Annotated in this window: 2 protein-coding genes; one reads left to right on the forward strand and one right to left on the reverse strand. The window is 75.2% G+C overall.

Going from position 1 to position 1,797, the window contains the following annotated elements; translation table 11 throughout:
* A partial coding sequence (locus ACTUAL_RS23675) for a quinone oxidoreductase family protein (RefSeq protein ID WP_440901789.1) occupies window positions 1-953 on the forward strand: 953 nt, incomplete at its 5' end.
* A gap of 167 nt (window positions 954-1,120) precedes the next feature.
* On the opposite strand, the gene ACTUAL_RS23680 is transcribed toward ACTUAL_RS23675, so the two are convergent.
* The gene (locus tag ACTUAL_RS23680; protein ID WP_096492190.1) at window positions 1,121-1,606 is read right to left on the reverse strand and encodes a DUF6319 family protein; all 486 of its coding nucleotides are present in this window, start codon (window positions 1,604-1,606) and stop codon (window positions 1,121-1,123) included.
* Window positions 1,607-1,797 lie beyond the last annotated feature (191 nt).

A 1,797-nucleotide genomic window follows, 5' to 3' on the forward strand; every position in this document is an offset into this window, starting at 1 on the left:
GCGCCGTCCAGATCACCGAGTTCGGCGGGCCCGAGGTCCTGACCCAGGTCGAGCTGCCCGCGCCCACCCCCGAGCCGGGGGAGCTGCTGGTCGAGGTCAGCCGGGCGGGCGTGAACTTCGCCGACACCCACCAGACCGAGAACAGCTACCTCACCCGCACGGTCCTGCCGGTGATCCCCGGCGGCGAGGTCGTCGGCACCACCGGCGACGGCCGCCGCGTCACCGGCCTCACCAGGGGCGGCGGCTACGCCCAGTTCGCGATCGTCCCCGAGGTCACCGCGTTCGACGTCCCCGACTCGGTGGACGACCTGCACGCGCTGAGCATGGTCGCCCAGGGCGCCACGGCCTGGCTGCTGCTGCGCCGCACCGCCCCGATGCGCCGGGGCGAGACCGTCGTGGTCCACGCCGCCGCGGGCGGGGTCGGCACGATCGCCGTCCAGCTGGCCCGCCGCTGGGGCGCGGGCCGGGTGATCGCCACCGCCAGCTCCGAGGACAAGCGCCGCCTCGCGCTGGACCTGGGCGCGGACGTCGCGCTCGACTCCACCACCGAGGACATGGCCGCCGCGCTGAAGGACGCCAACGACGGCCGGGGCGTCGACGTGGTGCTCGACATGACCGGCGGCCCCACCACGGACGCGAGCATCGAGGCCCTCGGACCGTTCGGCAGGCTCGCCTTCTACGGCATGGCCAACCGCACCGAGCCCACCCCGGTGCAGCTCGTCCGCCTGATGGCCAAGTCCCGCACGGTCGCGGGCCTGTGGCTCCAGCACGCGTTCCGCCTCCCGGACCGCCCGGTGCACCGCGCCGTGGCCGAGCTGTTCGAGCTGGTCGCGGCGGGCGAGCTGCGCGCGGTCGCGGGCGGCGACTACGGCCTGTCCGAGGTCCGGCGCGCCCACGAGGACCTGCTGGCCAGGCGCACCACCGGCAAGCTCCTGCTCGACCCCAACCGCTGACCGGGATTTCCCCTGATCGGCTGACCCCTGACCGGTCCCGCCGAGCCCCGAGCGCACGCGCCCCGAACGCACGAGGGCTCCCCACCGCGCGGTGGGGAGCCCTCGGTCAGCCCGCTGCCCGTCCCGCCGCCGGATCACCGGCGGTCGGGGCGGGACCGGTCAGGTGCTCAGTCGTTCAGCTCGGCCAGCGCCTGCTTGACCTTGGCCAGCTCGGCCTCCAGCTCCTCCATGCGGCTGCGGTGCTGCTCGCGAGCGGCCTCGACCACGACCTCGATCTCGTTGGCGATGTCCTCGTGCAGCTCCTTGGCCGCGCGGGCCACGGCCGCGGCGGGCACCGACAGGCCCGACACGATCCGCCGGGTGCCGTGCACCAGGTCGGCCTGCCACTCGCCGTCGGCGGTGCCGGTCACGGTCAGCGTCAGCTCGACCGTGCGGGTCTTCTTGGCCGTGCTCTTGACCCGCTTCGCGGGCTTGGCGTCCTCGGCCTTGGGCTCCTCGGCCTTGGGGGCGGTGGCCTCGGGCTTCTCCGCCGCCGGGACGGCCTCCGCGGAGGTGGCCTCCTGCGCCGGGGCGCCGGCCGCCTGGGCGACCGCGTTGTCTTCCTGCTCCACGAGCGTGTCCACCTGCACGTTTCCTCTCTGCGCGTCCGGCATGAGCGGGCGCGATTCTAGAACACTCGTTCGATCGACGGGGCGACCGCGAGGGATCAGATATTAGGGGGTTGCGCCCCCCGCCCCGCGCAACGGGGAGCCCATCCGTCCGGTGTGGACCCGCCGCCCCCGCCGACGAGCGCGGGGCCGGGGGGCGCCGGGTTTCCCCCCCCCCCCCCCCCCCCCCCAAACCC

The sequence above is a fragment of the Actinosynnema sp. genome (assembly GCF_052038725.1).

Coding starts and splice junctions, on each gene's coding strand:
- ACTUAL_RS23680 (WP_096492190.1), bottom strand. CDS start 1,606: ATGCCGGACGCGCAGAGAGGAAACGTGCAGGTGGACACGCTCGTGGAG.